The organism is Bradyrhizobium sp. NBAIM14 (genome assembly GCF_020193895.1).
Lineage (GTDB): Bacteria > Pseudomonadota > Alphaproteobacteria > Rhizobiales > Xanthobacteraceae > Bradyrhizobium > Bradyrhizobium yuanmingense.
The window spans coordinates 418412-438101 of the sequence record NZ_JADYVQ010000002.1; the positions used below are offsets into that span (position 1 = coordinate 418412).

Sequence of the window (19690 nt, forward strand, 5' to 3'; positions counted from 1 at the left end):
CATCCTCACGCCGGCTCGGTCGCCTTCATCCCGAGCGGCTTCGGTGCCATGCCGCCGCCCGGCTTGAGGTGGAATTCGTAAGTCATCAAATGCCACCGCCCGTTCGCCTTGGTACCGTCGGGCATCTCAAGGTCGTTGCGCGGCTCGACCTTGGCGACGAGGTCGTCCTTCACGCCGAACACCACGTCGGAGTCGAGATATTTGTCACCGTCCATGAAGACGTGCGTGATCAGCGGCTCATAGCCTCTGGCATTGACCAGGAAGTGCACATGCGCCGGGCGCATCGGGTGGCGGCCGGTCTGCACGATCATTTCGCCGACCGGACCATCGGTCGGGATCGGATAGCTGCACGGCAGGATGGTGCGGAAGAAGAAGCGGCCATCGTCATCGGTGATGAAGCGCGCCCGCGCCGAGGCGCCGACCTCATCGTAGTTCGGCTTCTGGGAATCGTAGAAGCCGTCGTCATCGGCGTGCCAGACGTCGACGGGAACGCCGGCGAGCGGCTTGCCCTCGAGATCGGTGACGCGGCTCTGCACGAACATCCGCTCGCCGGTCTGGTTGTTCGGCGAGATGTCGGCGCCGTGCGCAGTCACCTTGTGCTCGCCGACATAGAACGGGCCGAGCACTGTGGTCTCCGTGGCACCGTCGCGATCTCTGTGATTGACGGCGTCGACCAACATGGAGACGCCGAGCACGTCGGACAAGAGGATGAATTCCTGGCGGGTGTCGGTGCATTTCTGCCCGGTCCGGGTCAGGAAATCGATGGCATATTCCCATTCCGCGAAGGTGAGACCGGTCTTGCTCACGTAATCGTGCAGCGAGCTCACCAATTCCTGCAGCAGAAATTTCGCGCGCGCATCGGGCGTGTGGTCGAAGCTCCTGACGACGGCTTCGGTGAGTTCGGTCTCGGTGAACTGAGTCATGGTGCGTTTGCCCTCGCGTTCTTCTGGTTGGCCCTGGCGGGCTCCTTGCGTTCCGAGCCCGAGTCTACACCAGCCGGCCCGGCCTCGTTAAGCGCAACCGGCTTGGAATGCGGCCGTCATTTCGGTATCAACTTTCCGACAAAACGCCCCGGAGGAACTGATGCTCGCCCCCACCCCCGCTTCGCCCGAATCCGTCGGCATGTCCAAGGCCGCGCTCGACCGCGTCGATGCGCATCTCAAGCGCCGGTACATCGATGCCGGGCGTTTCCCGGGCACGCATCTCCTGGTCTACCGCCGCGGCAAGGTCGCGCACAGCTCGGTGCAGGGCTTTGCCGATGTCGAGCGCAAGGTGCCGGTGAAGGACGATACGATCTATCGCATCTATTCCATGACCAAGCCGCTCACCAGCGTCGCCTTCATGATGCTGGTCGAGGAAGGCCTCGTCGCCATCGACGAGCCCGTCGCGAAATATATTCCGGAGTGGAAGGACCTCGGCGTGTTCGTCGCCGGCACCTATCCGGCGTTCCTGACCCGGCCGCCGTCGCGGCCGATGCTGATCGTCGACCTCTTGCGCCACACCTCCGGCCTAACCTATGGCTTCCAGCAACGCTCCAACGTCGATGCCGCCTACCGCAGTGAAAAGATCGGCGAGGTCGAAAAATCAGGCACACTCCAGACCATGGTCGAGGGCCTGGCCAAGATCCCGCTGGAGTTTTCGCCGGGCGAGTCCTGGAATTACTCCGTTGCGACCGACGTGATCGGCTATCTCGTCGGCAAGATCTCCGGCATGCCGTTCGAGCAGTTCCTGAAACAGCGCATCCTCGATCCACTCGGCATGACCGACACCGACTTCCACGTCCCGGCCTCGAAGGCGCATCGCTTCGCCGCCTGCTATTCCGCCGATCCCGGCGGCGGCATGACCTTCCATGCGGGCCAGCGCCGCGAGGGGTTGACGCTCCAGGACGACCCGGCAACGAGCTCGTTCCTGTCGCCGCCCTCGTTCATCTCCGGCGGCGGCGGGCTGTGCTCGACCGTTGCCGACTATCTGACCTTCTGCCGTGCGCTGCTCAATGGCGGCGAGCTCGGCGGCGTCAGGCTGATCGGGCCGAAGACGCTGGCGCTGATGACCACCAACCACATTCCGGGCGGCCGTGCGCTGCCGGACGTCTCGCGCTCGCTGTTCTCGGAAGCGACCTATAACGGCATCGGCTTCGGTCTCGGCTTCGCCGTGACCATGCGCCCGGCCGAGACATTGATCGCCGGCAGCCCCGGCGAATACAATTGGGGCGGCGCCGCCACGACCTCGTTCTGGATCGATCCGGCCGAGGACCTGATCGCGATCTTCATGACGCAAGTGCTGCCGTCGAGCGCCTATCCGATCCGCCGCGAGCTGCGCAGCATGGTCTACGCCGCGATCACCGAAAGCAATCTGTAGTCCACCGCGACGACCCCGCGACGCCGGCCGCGGGATCACGCCATCGCCCCTCACTTGAGCATTTCCGGCACGATCAGGCGCGGCAGGAACAGCGACACGCTGGGCCAAATGATCACCGCCGCCAGCACGAGTAGCATCGGGATCAGCATGATGACCGTGTCCTTCAGGGCATAGCGCAGCCGCACGCCCGCGATCGAACAGGCGATCATCAGACAGAGGCCGTAGGGCGGCGTCACCAATCCGAAGGCCAGCGAGACGATGGAGATGATCGCGAACTGGACCGGATGCAGATCGACGGACCTGGCGAGCGGCTCCAGCACGGTGCCGACGATGATGATCGCGGGGATGGCATCGAGAAAGCAGCCCACCACCAGAAAGCAGAAGGCGATGAAGAAGCCGGCCGCGACGGGACCCATGCCCCATGTCGAAACGTTCGCCAGCAGTTCTTGCGGGATCTTGTAATAGGCCAGCAGCCAGCCGAACGCACTGGCGGTGCCGACGCAGAACAGCGCCACGCCGGCGAGGCGCCCAGTGTCGAGCAAGGCTCTGTACAATTCACGGATTCCCGTCTCGCGGTAGAAGAACGCCGAGAGCACGACGGAATAGAGCACGGCAACGCAGGCGGACTCGGTCGCGGTGAACCAGCCGAGCAGAATGCCGCCGACGATGATGAACGGCGTTATTAACGCGGGTATCGACCGCCAGATGGCGCATCGCATGTCGACCCAGGTCGACTTCGGATAGGTCGGGTAGCCGCGGCGCACCGCATAGACGTGCACCGTCGCCATCTGCGCGCCCGCGATCAGCAGCCCGGGCACGATACCGGCCAGATACATCGCCGCTATCGAGGTCGAGATCAGACCGCCCCACACGATCATCAGGATCGAGGGCGGAATGACGACCGCAAGAACCGCGGAGGCCGCCGTGATGGCAATGGAAAACGAGAGATCGTAGCCCTCCTTGGTCTGCGCATCGATGAAGATCTTCGATTGGCTCGCCGCATCCGCAGTGGAGGAGCCGGAGATGCCGGCAAAGAACACCGACAGCACGACGTTGATCTGCGCCAGCGACCCCGGCCAGTGCCCGACCATCGAGCGCGACAGCGCCACCAGGCGATCCGTGATACCGCCGATACTCATCAGGTTCGCCGTCAACAGAAAGAACGGCACCGCGAGCAGGATGAACGAGTTGTACGCGTTGAAAGTCTCCTGCGCGAGCGTCATCAGCGACAGGCGCGGCTCGATCAGAAGGATCGGCACGCAGGCAAGGCCCAGCGCGAAGGCGACCGGCACGCGCACGATCAGCAGGCCGACGAAGACCCCGAACAGCACCATGGCGGCCTGTCCGGCAGAAAGTACAGTGCCGTTCATTGCTGTGCCCCGACCAGAACGCGCAGTTCATCGAGCATCTGTTCGCCCGCAAACACGATCCAGGTCACGCCGGCCACCGGCCAGGCAACGTGGATCAGCCAGAGCGGCAGATCGGCCAGCTCCGAGGTCCTGTTCCAGGCGAAGCGTGTGAATTCGATGCCGGCCGACACGAACACGAGGGCAAGTGCCAGCACGCCGAGCCGCGCGATGATCCGCACTGCGGCCTCCGACCGCCGCGACAAATCGGGCCACACGTCGACCTCGAAATGCTGAGCCTCGCGGATGCCGACCATGGCGCCGATCATGATCGTCCAGATGAACAGGAATCGCGCCATCTCCTCGGTCCAGATGTAGGAGGGAATGAACGGCGTGTAGCGCGAGACGATCTGCAATGTGACGGGGATGACCAGGATGCCGACGCAGGCGGCAAGCAGGAATTCCAACAATTTCGCATAGGCCGCGGTGACGCGACGCCACAGCGACGGTGTGGACGGGACGTGCATTTCGGACATTGGAGCTCCGTACGGCGCTCATCCGCCATGTCCGGGCAGGAAGCGGGGCCTGCCCGGAATGCTGTCGGCGGACAGGGCGGCCTCAGACGACGTTGATCTTCTCGAAAATGCCCTCCGCGCCGATCTCCTTGGCGTAGGTGGCCATCACGGGGTCGGCGAGCTTCTTCATGGCGTCCCGCTCCTCGAACGGAACGCGCTTGAGCTTGCCGGCCTTCTCCAGCGTGTCGAGCTTGACGACCTCCTCGCTCGACTCGAGCTGGCGGCCGTAATCGCCGGCCTCCTTGCCCGCTTTCATGATCGCGTCCTGCAGATCCTTCGGCAGGGTCTTCAGCGTCTTGACGGAAAAGCAGATCGGCCGGATCGACACGGCGTGCTGGGTCAGGTTGAGATGCGGCGCCACTTCATAGAACTTCATCGCCTCGACGCCGGCCGCTTCGTTCTCGCCGGCTGATATCACCCCGTTCTGGATCGCGTTGTAGACTTCGTTATAGGCGATCACCGTGGGGCTCATGCCAACGGCCGCAAAGGTCTTCGACCAGATCGGCGCGCCCTGCACGCGCACCTTGAGGCCCTTGAGGTCGGCGAGGTTCTTGAGCGGCTTGTTGGCGAAGATGTTGCGGATGCCGCCGCCGGCATAACCGATCAGAACCACGTCCGCCTTGGCCGCGACCTCGTCGGCGACTGGCGCCAGGATATTGGCTTCGACCACCTTGTTCATGTGCTCGATGCCCTTGAACACGAAGGGCGCATCGATGAACGGGGCGGCCTTGGCGAAGGTCGACATGTGAGCCGGCGAGACGATGCCGTAATCGACTGCCTTGCCTTGCGACATGTACTCGAAATACTGCTTCTCGAGGCCGAGCGAGGAGTTCCTGTGCAGGGTGAAGTTGACGGGCTTGCCGTAATATTTCTTCACCAGCTCCTCGAACCGCAGCAGGGCCCGATTGAAGGCATGGTCGTCATTGAACTGCACGGCACCGTTCAGTGTGATCGGGGCTTGCGCCCTCAGGATCGACGGCATGCCGATGGCAGCTGCCGCAGTGGTTGCACCGATCCCAGCGAGAAATGACCTTCGCTTCATCGTCTCCCCTCCCTTTGATGCTCCGGCCCTGTCGCCGGGCCGTGAGCGCAGCCGTTATGCGGCTTGCGAGAGGCAAGCGTATGAAAAACCTCGGCGGGACGGAAGTCATTTCGCGTGGGCTGGAGCTACCCCTTCGTCGCAGGACTGCACGTAAACGCCTGCTGCACTGCAACTCGCCGCTTCGGTATGCGGCGGAGGCGCGAGGTCTCCGGCGATCAGGAGCGCGCTGGACGGACGGCGAAAATTCGTGGCGCAGCACAATTCCTGCGCCTATGGTCTCTTCAAAATCATTGTCCGGTGCTGCCGCGCCGGAACCGGGACGCCTGCGTTTGCCAAAGCTTACCCTGCCCGTTCGGCTCGCCTCCTTGTCGCCGGAACGACGCTACCGCTGATCGTTTTCGCGGTGGGCCTTGCCTATTACAACTACCATCAGGATCGCAGCGAGGCTGCGCGCCGTTTGCTGGAAACGGTGCGTAGCATGCGCATGGTGCTCGATGCCGAGGTGCAGCGGATCACGGGGGCTTGCCCTGCCGCGCGGCGTCGTCTGCACTGTGACCTGCACGCTGGAGGAGACGCTTTGATCCGCGGTCCACGCGCATATCGCAACGCAACACGGGGTGTGCTGCGACAATTGCGCTTGCACTCATCCATTCATCCGATGTTAAACATCCGATGATTGCAGCTGCCGGGGCGTGGCAGCCAAATGCAAACGAACCAGCCGCGACAGGCCGGACGGGAGAAACGTACGAGTGGCAAGAGCGCGCCCGAGCCCCGTCGACAAGCCGATCAAGCCCGGCCGCATTCGCGCCGTGCTCACGACGCTCGGCCGGGAGATCGCGCAGGATCTCATTCCGGTCGGGACAGCCCTGCCGCCGGAGCCTGAGCTCGAAGCCCGCTTCGGAGTCGGGCGCGGCGTGGTGCGCGAAGCCATCAAGACGCTCGCCGCCAAAGGTCTGGTCAGCGTGCGGCCGCGCCACGGCACGCACGTGCTGCCGCGCCACGAATGGAGCCTGCTCGACCGCGACGTGCTGAGCTGGCTGGTCGGTCAGGACGAGCCGGATCGGGACCTTCTGCTGGCAATCCAGGAGGTGCGCTCGATCATCGAGCCCGCTGCCGCAGCGCTTGCGGCCGAGCGTGCAACAAGGAACGACCGCTGGCGGATCGACACGGCCCTGGCGGCGATGCAGACTGCAAAGGACCAGGCCAGCGCCCTCGCTGCCGACAAGGCTTTCCATCTCGCCATCCTGGACGCGACCCACAATCCGGTCCTCCAGGGCTTTCGCGGCGCGATCGATACCATTCTGGGCACCGTCTTCACCGTTGCCGTCGGCGGCCCCGGCGGCTGGTTCAAGGACAATCTGCCGAACCACGTCACGGCGGCGCGGGCCATCGAGAGCGGCAACCCGGAGAAGGCGCGCGCCGCGATGGAACGGCTGCTGGGCTACACCCGATCGAAGCTGTCGAACCGAAAGACCATTATCGCCGCGGCGGCTCGCAAAGCGGACGGATCGACCCTGCGCGCCGTCAGGAAGCCGAGCCTCAACCGCAAGAGAAAGCGCCATGCACCGTGACATGAGGGGCTCGGCCCGGATCCCCGCTCCGCGCGGATCGCGAGGAGGATCGCAACCGATACAGATATGCGATTCCACGAGACGCGGCTACGATACCAGCAATGATCAGTGGGAAATGCCGGTACAGGCATAGCTGAGCGTCAGGGAGGTCCGAATGCAGCTGACGGGCAGTCTGAAAGGCCGATCGTCGCGGCTGATGCGCAGCGTCAACTCGCTGGCCGGCGCTGCAATGTTCGTCGCGCCGCTGCTTGCGCTGGTCGCGGTCTGGGCCGCCGTGATCCCGCTGTTCAACGTCAATCCGCGCGTGTTTCCCTCGGTCGGCGCGGTCGGCACCGCCGCGCTTGACTCGATCCGGGACGGCACGTTGTTCGCCCATGTTGGCGCCAGCCTCTTGCGCGTCGGCCTGGGGACCCTAATCGGCATCGCCACCGCGGTGCCGCTCGGTATCGCCATGGGCGTCAGCCCGACGGTCGCGGCCTTTCTCACGCCGCTGTTCCGGTTCTTCTCGGTGCTCGCCGGCATTGCCTGGATCCCGATCGCGACGCTGTGGTTCGGTTACGGTTTCGGCGCGATCGTCTTCGTGATCTTCAACGCCGTATTCTTCGTCGTCGCCTACAACACGCTTCTCGGCGTCAGGACCATCCCGCACACGCTGCGCAACGCTGCCGCCTCGCTCGGCGCCGGCCGCTGGGCGCTGCTGACCGAAGTACTGCTGCCGGGCGCGCTGCCCAATATCGTCACCGGCATTCGCACCGGCCTGGGCTTTGCCTGGCGCGGCCTGATCGCCGCGGAGATGATCGCGACCAATGTCGGGCTCGGCTACATGCTGTTCGTCGCGCGCGATTTCTACCGCACCGAGGTGATCGTGTTCGGCATGATCGTGATCGGCGTGCTCTGGCTTCTGATCGACCGTCTGTTGCTCGTCCCGTTGGAACGCGCGACCATCGAGCGCTGGGGCATGGTGAGGCGCGCATGAACGTCCTGCTGCAAATCTGGGCCGGCTATGCCCGCCTGACCCGGCGCTGGCCGGGCATCGCCGCGATCATTCCCTTCATCCCGGTGCTGGCGCTGTGGACCGCGGTCAGCGAGGCCGGGCTGTTTCCACGCGCGTTCTTCCCCGGCCCGGCCGACGTCATCCGCGCATTCTTCACGCTGACCTACAAGGGCATCCTGCCCGACTATCTCCAGGACAGCCTGATCCGGCTCGCGACCGGCGCCGCGGTCGGCATGGCGCTCGGCATACCCTTGGGCATCCTGATCGGCACCAGCCGCTGGGCGCATCGCATCTGCTGGCCGGTGCTGCTGTTCTTCCAGGCCATCGGCGACATCGCCTGGCTGCCGATCCTTCTGATCTGGTTCGGCTTCGGTCTGACGACGATGACCTTCGTCATCGTCTACACCGTGCTGTTCCCCGTCGTGCTCGACACCGTGCTCGGCGTCGAATCGGTACCGCGCGATCTGTCACGCGCCGCCTTGAGCCTCGGGGCTTCGCGGGCGCGCGTGCTCTGGGAGGTGACGCTGCCCGGCGCCCTGCCCAACATCATCACCGGCCTGCGCAACGGACTCGGCTACGGCTGGCGCGCGCTGATCGCGGTCGAGATGATCGTCGGCACGTCGGGCATCGGCTTCATGATGTTCGATGCGCGCCGCGCCGGGTCGACCGTCGAGATCATCCTCGGCATGATCATTCTCGGACTGCTCTGGTACATCGTGGACGCCTGGATTCTCGCCCCGCTCGAGCGTGCGACCGGCCAGCGTTGGGGACTGGTGACATCATGAAGACGCTCTCGCTGCGCAATCTCGGCAAGACCTATTTCGACCCTTATGCAGGCGCGCATGTCACCGCCGTCCACGACGTCTCACTCGACGTCGAGCCCGGCGAGTTCATCTCGGTGGTCGGCCCCTCCGGCTGCGGCAAGACGACGATCCTGAACATGATCGCCGGCTTCATTCCCTATTCGAAGGGGGACATCCTGCTCGACGGCAAGCCGGTGCACGGGCCCGGCCCCGAGCGCGGCGTCGTGTTCCAGTCGTTCGCGCTGTTTCCCTGGAAGACCGTGCTCGACAATGTCGGCTTCGGGCCGAAGATGCGCGGCGTGCCGAAGGCCGAGCGCGACCGCATCGCGCATGAATATCTCGCGCTTGCCGGGCTCTCGCATGCGGCGCACCGCTATCCCAACGAGCTCTCCGGGGGCATGCAGCAGCGCGTCGGCGTGGTGCGCGCACTCGCCAACAACCCCGACGTCCTCTTGATGGACGAGCCGTTCGCCAGCGTCGACGCGCAGACGCGCATGACGCTCCAGGAGGAACTGACCCGCATCTGGCAGGAGCGCAAGCCGACGGTGATCTTCATCACTCATGACGTGTCGGAAGCGGTGTTTCTCGCCAATCGCGTGGTCGTGCTGTCGAAGGGACGCGTGCTCGACGAGATCGCGGTCGACCTGCCGCGTCCTCGCATCTGGGACGATCTCGTCAGGGATGATGAGTTCAAGCAGCTCTCGGCGCGCGTGCTGCAGATGGTGCGCGCAGCATGAGCATCGCCTCCGAAGCCTTGCGATCACCCAAGCTGCGCATCGCGCTCGGCGCAATTGCGGCATGGGCGCTGTTTCAGCTCTGGCTGACCATCGCGGCGCCCGGAAAGATCTCGCCGCAGCTCACGGGCACGTCGGAAAAGGTGAACGTGCAGATCGAGCTGCCGTTCACGCCGGAGCGTTTCCACGTGCTCGCCTTCCAGCAATACGGACGCGTCTCGGGCACGGACGAGCATTCGATCGAGCTGCGCGGTGTCAAAAGAACGGACCTCAATGCCGTGGCCCGGCCCTATTGGGTGACGGCGGTGGGGCCGATAAAAGAGGGAGGCTGAGACTATGAAACGACTCTTGCTGCTTGGATTGGCGCTTCTCGCCGGCATGGTGCCGGCAAGCGCCCAAACCCTGACGAAACTCAAGGCCGGCATGGTCACTGGCATCGACCAGATTGGCCTGCCCATCGCGCTCGAGCGCGGCTTCTTCGAGAAGTACGGGCTCGACGTCACGATCGCACGCCCCTACGCCACCGGTGTCGACGCGCTGAACGCGTTGCAGGCCGGCGAGAGCGAGATCGTGCAGGTCGGCGTACCCATGATCGGCGCGGTGCTGCGCGGCATGGACCTCGTCGCGCTGGGCAATTACAGCGGCAACGCCACCAAGGCCGGCTCCGATGCCACGATGGCGATCATCGCGCGCGAAGGCTCGGGCATCGTCAAGGGCGACCTGTCGACGTTGAAGGGCAAGAAGATCGCGGCGTCGTTCGGCACGATCAACCATCTCTACATCCTGGCGACGCTGGAGAAGGCCGGACTGAAACCCGACGACGTAACATTGGTCAACACCCCGCCCCCGGACATGACCGTCGCCCTGCTCGCCAAGGGCATCGACGCGTTCTCGGGCTGGGACCCCTGGCCGATCGTCGCGGGCAAGGACGTGCCGGGCGCCGTCGAGATCATTCGGGGCGGCGACGTGATCTCCTATATCGGCTTCAACGTCGCGCTGCGCCCATGGGTGCAGGCCAACGGCGAGACGATCGAGAAATTCCTCGCCGCCGTCTCCGAGGCCGACCAATGGATGCGCAAGAACCCGAAGCTGGCGGCACAAGTCGCGACGCGCTGGATTCCAGGCCTGAAGCAGGAGGTCGCGGAGGCCGCGATGCAGTTCAACATCCAGCAGGCGGACCGCCGGCTGTCGGCGAACAATTACCGCGCGCTGTGGAGCGCCCAGGACCGGCTCACCCGGCTCGGCATCCTCAAATCGACCTTCGATGTCAATGCGCATATCGAGCCGAAGCACATTCTCAAGGTCATGAAAGACCGTCCTGAGCTGTTCGCCGACCTACCGCCGATCCCGGAGACGGCGGCGATCACGCCGGGCTACGTGTTCAAGCCCTGAGCATTGTTGCAAACGTCCAGACCGGCGCCATGCACGCCGGTCCGGCCTATCGTCTGCAACGCTGGCGGGCGTCTGGTCTAGACGGTCGAGATGCCGTCGATTGGGCTGATATCCCCGACGAAACGCAGCAGGTCGGCCATCGTGAATTCGCCCGGCACTTGCGACGGCAGCGTCGGCTTCCAGGTCTTGCCCTTGAGCCAGAGATACGACTGGTGGTCGCCATGGACGAGGCCGACGAAGACCTCGGCAAGCAGGGTCGCGCCGACCGGGCCGAGCCTTTCGCCGCTGCCCCGCTGCTCCGCCTCCTTGAGGATGTAGTACCAGAGCGGGGTGTTTTGGTGCAGGCCATGCTTTTTCGCCACGGCGCCGTCGCTCCCCTTCGAGATTTCTTCCGGCGTCAGCGGATTCTTGATCTTCATGGCCTTGGCGACGTCCTGCCCGGACGGCAATCCCAGCAACACGCCGCGCTTGAGGTTGCGGAACGGCAGGCTGCCGCCATCACCAGGCAGGGTATGGAGTTGCGGCACGATGAACGGGTCGATCTTGCGGGAGGGATTGAAGCCCACGCCGGCAGGATTGTTCGGCAACAGCTTATAGTAGCGCCGCCAGTCGATGATCCAGTTGCTCGAAAGCACCGGAAGCGGGAGCGGCGGCTGAATTGGGTTTGGTGCCAGATCGCCGATGATGCCGCCCGACAGCCCGGTGAACCTGAACAGCAGGTCCAGGGTCGCCGGCGCGAGGCCACCGGGCGTGAAGATCCGGTTGTGGCTATAGATCTGGCGCACCATGCTGTGGCCGAGACGATAGACGGCGCCCGAAAACTCGACGGGCATGTAGGGGATCTTCTTGAAGCGGTAGAAGCGCCGCCCCTGCTCGAGGATCTTCGCGACGATCCCCTTCTCGGTGATCCGCTCCACGAAATCGTGCAGGACCATCCATTGGTAGTGCCAGGTCACGATCCGGCGCGCTTCCTCGAAGATCTCGCCCGCCGGCTTGCCGGACGCCGCGAGCTGATCGCAGACCTTGTTGTGAAACTTCAGCATCGCAAGGTGGGTTTGCGCGACGACCAGGTTCTCGTCGTTGCGGTGATCGCCGATCAGGGCAAACCCCTCGGGATTGCGCGGCAGGTCGTTGCGATGATCGCCGGTGATGTCATCGACGTTGACGGTCTTGCCGATCAGCAGCTTGGGGCCCGGTGTCTTGCCGCTGTCGCTGGCCGAATTGCGCGCGTAGAGATGACGGCTGCCGTCGGGGCCGAGACCATAGACGCTGTCGAGATCGAGTGCGGGCGTGCGGAAATTCGTGACCGCCGTCGGATCGGCTTCCTTCTCGCCGAAGGAGGTCAGATCGAGCGTGATGTCGTGATCCACGAATTGGCCGAGATAGGTGAAACCCGCGGGGACGTTGAGGTTGTTGCCCGCGGCGTCGCCGGGGGCGGGATCCTTCATCGCGTCGGCGAGCTCGCGCAGCGGACCGTCGTCGACAGCCAGCGGCTCCAGGGTCGGAAACATCCGGCCAAACATGCCCGGATCGTCGTGTCCGGAGAGCGTATCCAGAAATTGTCGCGTCGGTTGACGTCCGGCCTTGCCGTGACCGGGATGAACATTCACGTCGGTTCCCATCGCTTGCTCCTGCTTAAAATGCTGTAAGGGAGAGGGGCGCCGAAGATGTCGATTGGCCTAAAATACTCGTTTCAGTATACGTTCTGAAGAATTGCCCCTCAGGGTGCAGTACGAGAGAATATTACCACAGATTGCATTCTGTGGATGGGCCCTGCCGCGAGGCCTTTTGCCCCACCGACGACACAGGCTTTTGATCGTCCGAAGCTCGAGCAGGACAGACTAAGGCGCGATCGACGCGTCGGCTGAATCTCTCAGCGCGTCACCGCTTGGCAGCGAACCGCGACCAGATTTCAGCGTCCGTGTAGAAGTCCACGCCGCCATCGAGATCTCTCACCAGCCACTCGCCGAGATAGACGATCTGGGTGCCGCTGCGCCGCTCGTGCCGAAGCTCGAATTTTCCGTCGGCATCCTTCTGCAGCGAGCAATTCGACTGAACCCAGTTCGGCCACTCCTGCAACGGCTGCCCCAAAAATTGCCAGGCAACCAAGGCCGCGTTGTCCGACAGGGGTTCTAAGCGCAGTGTCTTGGCCACGTGATCTCCACCATGCGAGTTGTCCTCCGATGAAACGCCTCGGGACCGGAAAGGTTTGGAATCGTCGTTCCGTGGCAGCATGCCTGACCGATTTCAACGGTTCCTCTACTTTTTCGTCCGTGAAAACCCGGTCCCCGCGCGCCCTAACCGATCGTCTGCAGCACCGGAAACGTCTCCAGCAGCCAGATGCTCACATTCGAGACCGCGCCGGTGAGAAAGCCGATGCCGGTGAGCACCATCAGGACGCCCATTGCGCGCTCGACGTTGACGAGGTGGCCCTTCATGCGCGCGAACAGCGCGGAGAACTGTTCGATCATCAGCGCGGCGATCAGGAATGGGATGCCGAGGCCCGCGGAATAGACCGCGAGCAGGCCGGCGCCCCTCGTCACCGTGGCTTCCGCCGCGGCGACCGAGAGGATCGCGGCGAGGATCGGGCCGATGCAGGGTGTCCAGCCGAACGCGAATGCGAGGCCCATGATATAGGCGCCCCACAGGCCGACCGGTTTGGGGATCGGCAGGCGTCCTTCCCGCATCAGAAAGCCGATCCGCGTCAGGCCGAGGAAGTGCAGGCCCATGATGATGATGACGATGCCGGCGAGGATCGACAGCTCCGCCGACCAGGCACGGATCAGCCCGCCGATCAGCGAAGCGCTGGCGCCGAGCGCCACGAAGATGGTGGAGAAGCCGAGCACGAACAGGAGCGCCGACATCATGATCGCGCGCTTGGAGGCCGCGACCGGCTCGTCGCTCTCGACATGCTCGATCGTGGCGCCCGTGAGGTAAACCAGATAGGGCGGAACCAGAGGCAGGACGCAAGGCGAGAGGAAGCTGACGAGGCCGGCAATCAGTGCGGCCGGAATCGAAACATTTTGCATGATGCAATCGGAGCCATCTCAGGCCCCGTCAGGGCGCGCAGGGAACGCGCCCGGCCCGGAGCCGAACCGGCTCTGGTGTAGCCCATGCCCGAGAATGCGCAACAGAGGCGCACAAAGCCAGGGCTCCGCCCGATGCCCTCCGTGATCACAGATGCGGCATCGGGACGCGCACAAACCTCGCCGGAAAGCGAGATTGGGCGGCGCGGCTACTTCACCACGCGGAGCAGCGGACGCCGGGGCTGGTCCTGCGTCTGCTTGGAAGGGGGCAGCGGCTCGCTGGCAGCGCTCCGCAGCATTTCGTCGCACAGCGCCTTGAGATCGGCACTGTCAATTCCTTTCAGTTTCATCCTGACGTCGAGGATGACGATGGACAGCATCTCGGCCGACTCGCGGCTGTTGCAGGCATTGAGAACCCTGCGGCACTCCTCGAGCGTTTCCAGCACCGACTGCAACTGTTCGTCTGAATGCGACACCGGCGTTCTTTCCGTTAATTCGGCCTGCGAGACGTATCTGTCACGCCCCCTTCGGCCCCCATGGAAGACGATAGATAGCACGAGGCGACTGTGCCTTCGAACCTGATTTCAGTGTGTTTCTGCTGTGGAACCGGGTTCCCGCTCGCATCGCCATGCGGCGCCTTTGGCGACCGCCGCAATGCTCCGGGAGCGAACGCCTGACGCGGTGCGATTGATCCAGCAACGGCGAAGAGCACCGACTCCTGCGCAAGACCGTTCATTGCAGTCAGCGCCGGCACTCCCGCAGCCATCTCGCGGCTCGCAACGGAACTCACGTCATACCCCTCACTCGAGCCGATTAGCCTCGCCCGAATTCCCAGCCCATGGGAGCATCCAAATACCGCCCTAAGGTAGTAAGGATGACGTTCAAAACTCGTCGTTCCCCAACCCGTCGTGGTTGTGGTTTGCGCCAGATTCTGCCAGTTTAGCGTTCCAAAGGGAATTGTATGCACTCCTTGGCGGAAAGGGGCGTTCCTCTGGAGGAACGCCCAAAGACAAATATCAGCGGCCTCTCCGACTGGGACGCCGCCCGCATATTTTTGGAAGTCGTCCGATGCGGAAGCTTTCGCTCGGCGGCCGAGCGCCTGTCTCTGTCGATCAACGCCGTGCGGCGCCGAATCGACGATTTCGAACGCCAGACCGGCACCACGTTATTCACGCGCGACGTCCACGGCACCCATCTGACCGATGAGGGCGCCTTGGTAGTCTCCGCTGTCGAACGCATGGAGGCGGCCACCTTCGACGTGCTGCGCGCCAGCGATTCGATGGCCAACGCGCTGTCGGGCGAGGTCCGCGTGGCCGTCACCGAAGGGCTCGGCACATTCTGGCTTGCCCCCCGCTTGGTCGAATTCCAGCAGGCCTATCCGAAGATCCTGGTGGACCTGCATTGCGCGATGCGCTCGGCCGACGTCTCGCGCCACGAGGCCGACGTCGCCATTCATCTGTCCCGTCCCTCGGCGCTGGACATCAAGCTGGTGCGGCTCGGCCGCATGCATCTGATGTTCTGGGCCTCGGAGAAATACATCGCAAAGCATGGCGCGCCGCGCTCGGCGGCGGAATTGATCAAGCATCGTCTGGTGCTGCAATTCGCCGACCAACTCGCCGCCAAGGAATCCTTCGAAAGCTTCTTCCCGGGCGTGTCCGAACGTGACCTTCTGGTCATGAAGACCAACGTCTCCAGCGCCAACTATTGGGCGGTCGCGAATGGCGCCGGCATCGGCGTCTTCCCGAGCTACGCCATTGCGCTCGGCGGGAAATTAATTCCACTGGAGGTCGAGCTGAACCGACCGCTGGATATCTGGCTGTCCTACCACCCTGGTAGCGGCCGTATCCCGCGCGTGCGGCACATGATTGACTGGCTGATCGAGGCTTTCAATCCGGCCCGCTTCCCGTGGTTTAAGGAAGAGTTCGTGCACCCGCATGAATTCAAGGACTCGTATATGGGCGAACCCCTGACCCAGCTCTTCGGGGGATTTTCAACCGAAGAACAAAGGTGAAAACAGAGATGAAAGCAGCGGCCAAAAGAATGAAGCAGCGCAGCGCGGGCAAGCCGGACATCGAGCTTGGCAAGCGGATCCGTCTGCGGCGCGTCGAGATGAAGATCTCGCAGGCCGAGCTCGGCGAGAAGCTCGGCGTCAGCTTCCAGCAGGTGCAGAAATACGAGAAGGGCGTCAATCGCGTCGGCGCGGCCCGGCTTCAGCAGATCGCCTCCGCCCTCGATGTGCCCGTGACCTTCTTCTACGACGGCGACAACAAGGCCCGCGAAGTCGAGAGCCTGCTCTTTCTCGATTCGGCCTTCAGCCTCCGCCTGCTGCGCGCCTACAGCAAGATCAAGGATCAGACGGTGCAGCGTCAGCTCGTCTCGCTGATGGAATCGATCGCGGCGAACGAGAGCTGAGGCCGGTCGACGGTCCGGCCTTCACGGCCGACGTTCAATCCGCCGCGTCACGGGGGCGCGGCCGGATTGCACGAGATCGGCCGAAAGATGTCTGCGCGCAACCGCGCGCGGCCGGTCTCGGGGCGGCATGGCCGCCCCTTTTTGTTGGCGGTCTTCCCCCGACCTTTCCGCCTCCGTCGAACGCCGCGCGCCATGCAATCGCAGCACAGGCGGATGCAGGCTCTGCTCTCCCGCGCCGGTTGACCGCGGCGGCGCCTGCGCCGCACATTGCGCCTCGCCACCGAGCAGCGAGCGCGCGATGCCAGACGTTATCAGCACGACCGGAACACCTTACGCCGACGGCAAGATTCTGACGCACACGGCCGATGGCGTCGGCGTGATCACCTTCAACAATCCCGACAAGCGCAACGCGATGTCGCTGGAGATGTGGGAGGGATTTGGCGAGGCGTTGACGGCCTTGCGCGACGACGACACGGTGCGCGTCGTGATCCTGCGCGGCGCCGGCGGCAAGGCGTTCGTCTCGGGTGCCGACATCAGCCAGTTCGAGAAGGTGAGGCACAATGCGGCGGCATCCGAGCAATACGCCAAGCGCAGCGCCGCCCAGCGCGCGCTGCTCGCCGATTATCCCAAGCCGACCATCGCCTGCATCGACGGCTATTGCCTCGGCGGCGGCATGCAGGTCGCCATGCTCGCCGACATCCGCCTCGCCTCGCATGAAAGCCAGTTCGGCATTCCCGCCGCCAAGCTCGGCATCGCCTATGGCTATGACGGCCTGCGGCATCTGGTGTCGCTGGTCGGGCCGTCCTGGGCGCGGCTGCTGATGTATACGGGCATGCGCATCGATTCCGCCGAGGCGCTGCGCATCGGCCTCGTCGAGCGCGTGTTTCCGCAAGGCGAGCTCTGGGGCGAGACCATGGCGATGGCCGAGACGATCGCGCAGAACGCCCCGCTCGCGATCAAGGCGGCCAAGATCACAATCGCGCAGGTGCTGAAGGACGAGAGCCGGCGCGACATGGAGGCGATCAAGGTGATCGGCAATGCCTGCATGGACAGCGCGGATTTCCGCGAGGGCCGGCAGGCCTTCATGGAAAAGCGGAAGCCGCAGTTTAGGGGGAAGTAATTTCGTCGTGGAGAGAGGCCAGGAGCACAGCCCCTACAGCGCTCCCAGCACCGCTTTCGTGATGTCAGCCGTGCCATTGCCGCCGCCGAATTCCATCGGCTTGATGCCGCCGGCATAGACCTGGTCCACCGCACGCTCGATCGTCTCGCCGGCTTCCGCAGCGCTCTCGATGCCGTGCTTGTCGGCGAGCCAATCCAGCATCATCGCGGCGGACAGGATCATGCCGGTGGGGTTGGCCTTGCCCTGCCCCATGATGTCAGGCGCCGTGCCGTGGCACGGCTGGAACACCGCGTACTTGTCGCCGATGTCGGCGGACGGCGCCATGCCGAGGCCGCCGATCAGGCTTGCGGTGATGTCGGAGACGATGTCACCGAACATGTTCTCCATCACCATCACGTCGAAATCCCAGGGACGCTTGACCAGCATCGCCGAGCAGGCATCGACATAGAGCCGGTCGGTCTTCACGTCAGGATGCTTCTTCTCGATCTCGTCGAAGATGCCGCGGAAGAACGCGAACGCCTTGAATACGTTCGCCTTATCGACGCAGGTGAGCGCGCCCGGCTTGCCGCGCGCCTTGCGCCGCTCGGCAAGGCGAAACGAGAACTCGAACAAACGCTCGGAGGTTTTGCGCGTGATCACCATGGTCTCGCGCGCGTCCTCGTGGGTGACGACGCCCTTGCCCATCGAGGCGAACAGGCCTTCGGTGGACTCGCGGATCACGACGAGATCGATGCCGCGCTGGTCCGCGCCGACGATCGGGCTCGGTACGCCCGGAATGAGGCGCGCCGGACGCACGCCGGCATAGAGATCGAAGATGAAGCGCAGCTCGATCTGCGGCGCGATCTCGGTGTTGTCGGGGTAGCGCACCGACGGCAGGCCGCAGGCTCCGAGCAGGATCGCGTCCGCCTCCTCGCAGAGCTTGATGGTGCTATCCGGCATCGACTTGCCGGTCGCGAGATAATGGTTGGCGCCGGCCGGCGCCTCGGTGAAGCGGAAGCCGAGGCCGGACTTCTCGCCGACCTTGCGCAGCACCTCCAGCGCCGGCGCCATGACTTCAGGGCCGATGCCGTCACCGGCGAGCACGGCAATGTGGAAGGCGTTGTTTGCGGACATTTAAGGCCTCAAGGGAGGTGTCAACCAGGTCGTCATTGCGAGCGAAGCGAAGCAATCCAGAACTGCATCCACGGAGACATTCTGGATTGCTTCGTCGCTTCGCTCCTCGCAATGACGAGGGAGAGAGCATTCGTTACGGCGTCAGCACCGTACGCCCGACCACCGCGCCCTGCTGCAATTGCAGCAGCGCGTCGTTGGCCTTGGCGAGCGGTTGCGGCGTCACCGGGATCGGCGGCACCTTCTTCGACCGCACCAGGTCGAGCAGCTCCTGCGTCTCGCGCAAGTTTCCGACATAGCTGCCCTGGATCGTCACCGCCTTGATCGGAATCAGCGGCAACGCCCAGGTCGCGCCGCCGCCGAACAGGCCGACAAGGACGAGCTTACCGCCCTTGGTCAGGCAGTCGAAGCCGAGCTGCGTCGTAGCAGCGTTGCCGACGAGGTCGATCACGGCGCGGATAGGGCCGCCCGCCTTCTTGGCAAGCTGCTCCAGCGCGTCAGGGGCCTTGGGATCGACGGTCGCAAGCGCACCGGCCTTCTCCGCCGCCTCGCGCTTCCTCGCGTCGATATCGACCATGATCGCGCCCTTGCCGCCCATCGCCTTGAGCAGCGACAACGCCATCAGGCCGAGGCCGCCGGCGCCGAACATCACGATCGGCGTGTCGAAATGCTGCTCGACCTTCTTCAGCGCGCTGTAGGTGGTGACGCCCGAGCAGGCATAGGGCGCGGTCGTCGCGGGATCGAGGCCCTTCAGATTGAGCAGGTAGCGCGGATGCGGCACCAGCATGTGATCGGAATAGCCGCCGTCGCAATAGACCCCGAGCGAGCGCGGCGTCAGGCACATGTTCTCGTCACCGGCGAGGCACGTTGCACATTTGCCGCAGCCGATCCAGGGATAGACCAGCCCGACATCGCCGACCTTCAGGTCGCCCTGGTCGGTCGGCTTCACGTCGGGGCCGAAGGCGAGGACTTCGCCGACCGTCTCGTGGCCCATGGTCAGCGGCAGGTTGATGCCGCGGTCCTTCAACGAGAGCGGCTTGCGGCCATGGCCGAGATCGTAGCCGCCTTCCCAGATGTGGAGGTCGCTGTGGCAGACGCCGGCGGCCTTCACCTTGATCAGCACCTGCGTGCCCGAGGGCTGCGGCGTCGCCTCGTCGACCTCCTGCAGCGGCGCCTTGAAATCGGCAACCTTGAAACTCTTCATCGG

At 64.3% G+C, this 19690-nt stretch carries 20 protein-coding genes and 1 pseudogene; 11 read left to right on the top strand and 10 right to left on the bottom strand.

Features of this window, described 5'->3' with window-relative positions; all coding sequences use genetic code 11:
- Positions 1-5: 5 nt before the first annotated feature.
- Positions 6-923 carry an intradiol ring-cleavage dioxygenase gene (locus I6F28_RS07615; protein ID WP_225139621.1) on the bottom strand — a complete coding sequence of 306 codons (918 nt, stop codon included), beginning with the start codon at positions 921-923 and terminating at the stop codon, positions 6-8.
- Positions 924-1083: 160 nt separating this feature from the next.
- Between I6F28_RS07615 and I6F28_RS07620 the strand changes: the two genes are divergently transcribed.
- Positions 1084-2358: a serine hydrolase domain-containing protein gene (locus tag I6F28_RS07620; protein ID WP_225139622.1), complete on the top strand. Its 1275-nt coding sequence runs from the start codon at positions 1084-1086 to the stop codon at positions 2356-2358.
- Positions 2359-2408: 50 nt separating this feature from the next.
- On the opposite strand, the gene I6F28_RS07625 is transcribed toward I6F28_RS07620, so the two are convergent.
- From I6F28_RS07625 to I6F28_RS07635, 3 genes are all read right to left on the bottom strand, one after another.
- Complete coding sequence (locus I6F28_RS07625; RefSeq protein ID WP_036025880.1) at positions 2409-3728, bottom strand: TRAP transporter large permease; 1320 nt, start codon at positions 3726-3728, stop codon at positions 2409-2411.
- A complete protein-coding gene (locus I6F28_RS07630; protein ID WP_036004532.1) occupies positions 3725-4240 on the bottom strand; it encodes a TRAP transporter small permease in 516 nt (171 codons plus the stop codon). Before I6F28_RS07630 ends, I6F28_RS07625 begins: the two co-directional genes overlap by 4 nt.
- Positions 4241-4322: 82 nt before the next feature.
- The gene (locus tag I6F28_RS07635) at positions 4323-5321 is read right to left on the bottom strand and encodes a TRAP transporter substrate-binding protein (protein ID WP_036004529.1); all 999 of its coding nucleotides are present in this window, start codon (positions 5319-5321) and stop codon (positions 4323-4325) included.
- Positions 5322-5650: 329 nt separating this feature from the next.
- Here I6F28_RS07635 and I6F28_RS07640 point away from each other — a divergent pair.
- The 7 genes and pseudogenes from I6F28_RS07640 to I6F28_RS07670 all read left to right on the top strand — a co-directional run.
- Positions 5651-5841: pseudogene (locus tag I6F28_RS07640) on the top strand (sensor histidine kinase); the annotation flags it as partial.
- A gap of 229 nt (positions 5842-6070) precedes the next feature.
- The gene (locus I6F28_RS07645; protein WP_036004523.1) at positions 6071-6892 is read left to right on the top strand and encodes a FadR/GntR family transcriptional regulator; all 822 of its coding nucleotides are present in this window, start codon (positions 6071-6073) and stop codon (positions 6890-6892) included.
- A gap of 154 nt (positions 6893-7046) precedes the next feature.
- On the top strand, positions 7047-7868 hold the full coding sequence (locus I6F28_RS07650; protein WP_225127429.1) for an ABC transporter permease: 822 nt from the start codon (positions 7047-7049) through the stop codon (positions 7866-7868).
- Complete coding sequence (locus tag I6F28_RS07655; RefSeq protein ID WP_225139623.1) at positions 7865-8671, top strand: ABC transporter permease; 807 nt, start codon at positions 7865-7867, stop codon at positions 8669-8671. Before I6F28_RS07650 ends, I6F28_RS07655 begins: the two co-directional genes overlap by 4 nt.
- Complete coding sequence (locus tag I6F28_RS07660; RefSeq protein ID WP_036025889.1) at positions 8668-9426, top strand: ABC transporter ATP-binding protein; 759 nt, start codon at positions 8668-8670, stop codon at positions 9424-9426. Before I6F28_RS07655 ends, I6F28_RS07660 begins: the two co-directional genes overlap by 4 nt.
- Positions 9423-9755 (top strand): hypothetical protein, encoded by a 333-nt coding sequence (locus I6F28_RS07665; protein WP_036025891.1) that lies wholly within the window; start codon positions 9423-9425, stop codon positions 9753-9755. Before I6F28_RS07660 ends, I6F28_RS07665 begins: the two co-directional genes overlap by 4 nt.
- A 4-nt stretch (positions 9756-9759) precedes the next feature.
- On the top strand, positions 9760-10815 hold the full coding sequence (locus tag I6F28_RS07670; protein WP_036037747.1) for an ABC transporter substrate-binding protein: 1056 nt from the start codon (positions 9760-9762) through the stop codon (positions 10813-10815).
- 77 nt (positions 10816-10892) lie between these two features.
- Here the strand turns inward: I6F28_RS07670 and I6F28_RS07675 are convergent, their stop codons facing one another.
- The 4 genes from I6F28_RS07675 to I6F28_RS07690 form a co-directional block, all read right to left on the bottom strand.
- Positions 10893-12437, bottom strand: coding sequence for a peroxidase family protein (locus tag I6F28_RS07675; protein ID WP_225139624.1), 1545 nt, complete (start codon positions 12435-12437; stop codon positions 10893-10895).
- Between the two features lie 259 nt (positions 12438-12696).
- Complete coding sequence (locus I6F28_RS07680) at positions 12697-12969, bottom strand: hypothetical protein (RefSeq protein ID WP_225139625.1); 273 nt, start codon at positions 12967-12969, stop codon at positions 12697-12699.
- A 143-nt stretch (positions 12970-13112) separates the two neighbouring features.
- Positions 13113-13844, bottom strand: coding sequence for a cytochrome c biogenesis CcdA family protein (locus I6F28_RS07685; protein WP_036004503.1), 732 nt, complete (start codon positions 13842-13844; stop codon positions 13113-13115).
- 206 nt (positions 13845-14050) lie between these two features.
- Positions 14051-14317: a hypothetical protein gene (locus tag I6F28_RS07690; protein ID WP_225183001.1), complete on the bottom strand. Its 267-nt coding sequence runs from the start codon at positions 14315-14317 to the stop codon at positions 14051-14053.
- A 485-nt stretch (positions 14318-14802) separates the two neighbouring features.
- Here I6F28_RS07690 and I6F28_RS07695 point away from each other — a divergent pair, with 485 nt between their 5' ends.
- The 3 genes from I6F28_RS07695 to I6F28_RS07705 all read left to right on the top strand — a co-directional run bounded on the left by I6F28_RS07695 (position 14803) and on the right by I6F28_RS07705 (position 17373).
- Positions 14803-15852, top strand: coding sequence for a LysR family transcriptional regulator (locus I6F28_RS07695; protein WP_036025896.1), 1050 nt, complete (start codon positions 14803-14805; stop codon positions 15850-15852).
- A 29-nt stretch (positions 15853-15881) separates the two neighbouring features.
- The gene (locus tag I6F28_RS07700) at positions 15882-16253 is read left to right on the top strand and encodes a helix-turn-helix domain-containing protein (protein WP_020608151.1); all 372 of its coding nucleotides are present in this window, start codon (positions 15882-15884) and stop codon (positions 16251-16253) included.
- Positions 16254-16551: 298 nt separating this feature from the next.
- The gene (locus tag I6F28_RS07705) at positions 16552-17373 is read left to right on the top strand and encodes an enoyl-CoA hydratase (RefSeq protein WP_225112665.1); all 822 of its coding nucleotides are present in this window, start codon (positions 16552-16554) and stop codon (positions 17371-17373) included.
- Positions 17374-17406: 33 nt separating this feature from the next.
- Here I6F28_RS07705 and I6F28_RS07710 read toward each other — a convergent pair whose 3' ends face one another.
- Positions 17407-18486: an isocitrate/isopropylmalate dehydrogenase family protein gene (locus tag I6F28_RS07710; protein WP_057026781.1), complete on the bottom strand. Its 1080-nt coding sequence runs from the start codon at positions 18484-18486 to the stop codon at positions 17407-17409.
- Positions 18487-18619: 133 nt separating this feature from the next.
- Entirely contained in the window at positions 18620-19687 is a 1068-nt protein-coding gene (locus I6F28_RS07715; RefSeq protein ID WP_036025902.1) for an alcohol dehydrogenase, read from the bottom strand.
- Positions 19688-19690: the final 3 nt, after the last annotated feature.

What these genes read in the sequence shown, in the direction of transcription:
- I6F28_RS07615 (WP_225139621.1), bottom strand. Translation starts at nt 923, where the DNA reads ATGACTCAGTTCACCGAGACCGAACTCACCGAAGCCGTCGTCAGGAGC.
- I6F28_RS07620 (WP_225139622.1), top strand. Translation starts at nt 1,084, where the DNA reads ATGCTCGCCCCCACCCCCGCTTCGCCCGAATCCGTCGGCATGTCCAAG.
- I6F28_RS07625 (WP_036025880.1), bottom strand. Translation starts at nt 3,728, where the DNA reads ATGAACGGCACTGTACTTTCTGCCGGACAGGCCGCCATGGTGCTGTTC.
- I6F28_RS07630 (WP_036004532.1), bottom strand. Translation starts at nt 4,240, where the DNA reads ATGTCCGAAATGCACGTCCCGTCCACACCGTCGCTGTGGCGTCGCGTC.
- I6F28_RS07635 (WP_036004529.1), bottom strand. Translation starts at nt 5,321, where the DNA reads ATGAAGCGAAGGTCATTTCTCGCTGGGATCGGTGCAACCACTGCGGCA.
- I6F28_RS07650 (WP_225127429.1), top strand. Translation starts at nt 7,047, where the DNA reads ATGCAGCTGACGGGCAGTCTGAAAGGCCGATCGTCGCGGCTGATGCGC.
- I6F28_RS07655 (WP_225139623.1), top strand. Translation starts at nt 7,865, where the DNA reads ATGAACGTCCTGCTGCAAATCTGGGCCGGCTATGCCCGCCTGACCCGG.
- I6F28_RS07660 (WP_036025889.1), top strand. Translation starts at nt 8,668, where the DNA reads ATGAAGACGCTCTCGCTGCGCAATCTCGGCAAGACCTATTTCGACCCT.
- I6F28_RS07665 (WP_036025891.1), top strand. Translation starts at nt 9,423, where the DNA reads ATGAGCATCGCCTCCGAAGCCTTGCGATCACCCAAGCTGCGCATCGCG.
- I6F28_RS07670 (WP_036037747.1), top strand. Translation starts at nt 9,760, where the DNA reads ATGAAACGACTCTTGCTGCTTGGATTGGCGCTTCTCGCCGGCATGGTG.
- I6F28_RS07675 (WP_225139624.1), bottom strand. Translation starts at nt 12,437, where the DNA reads ATGGGAACCGACGTGAATGTTCATCCCGGTCACGGCAAGGCCGGACGT.
- I6F28_RS07685 (WP_036004503.1), bottom strand. Translation starts at nt 13,844, where the DNA reads ATGCAAAATGTTTCGATTCCGGCCGCACTGATTGCCGGCCTCGTCAGC.
- I6F28_RS07695 (WP_036025896.1), top strand. Translation starts at nt 14,803, where the DNA reads ATGCACTCCTTGGCGGAAAGGGGCGTTCCTCTGGAGGAACGCCCAAAG.
- I6F28_RS07700 (WP_020608151.1), top strand. Translation starts at nt 15,882, where the DNA reads ATGAAGCAGCGCAGCGCGGGCAAGCCGGACATCGAGCTTGGCAAGCGG.
- I6F28_RS07705 (WP_225112665.1), top strand. Translation starts at nt 16,552, where the DNA reads ATGCCAGACGTTATCAGCACGACCGGAACACCTTACGCCGACGGCAAG.
- I6F28_RS07710 (WP_057026781.1), bottom strand. Translation starts at nt 18,486, where the DNA reads ATGTCCGCAAACAACGCCTTCCACATTGCCGTGCTCGCCGGTGACGGC.
- I6F28_RS07715 (WP_036025902.1), bottom strand. Translation starts at nt 19,687, where the DNA reads ATGAAGAGTTTCAAGGTTGCCGATTTCAAGGCGCCGCTGCAGGAGGTC.